Raw genomic sequence first — 243 nt, forward strand, 5'->3', positions numbered from 1 at the left:
GGCGGCGGACGATGCGGGCGTTGTGGTCGTCGAGGTCGACCGCGGGGTCCGCGGGGACGTGCTGGAACGGGACGACCGAGAGCGGGGGCCGGCCGCAGAGCGCGCGCAGCCGCGGATGCTCCGCGACGAGCCCGTGCAGCAACCGGGCCTGGCCGAGGTTGCGCTCGATCGCCCCGCGGAACGCGTCGGCGCCGTGCACCCGCAGCGCCAGCCACAGCTTGAGCGCCCGGAACGGCCGGGAGG

The 243-nt window shown here is 77.4% G+C and carries 1 protein-coding gene; it reads right to left on the minus strand.

The features are described 5' to 3' along the window. A partial coding sequence (locus tag Q4550_RS23880) for a hypothetical protein (RefSeq protein ID WP_303536748.1) occupies positions 1-243 on the minus strand: 243 nt, incomplete at both ends.

This window comes from Anaerobacillus sp. 1_MG-2023 (assembly GCF_030547345.1).
In the GTDB taxonomy this organism is placed as follows: Bacteria; Bacillota; Bacilli; order Bacillales; family Guptibacillaceae; genus Guptibacillus; species Guptibacillus hwajinpoensis_B.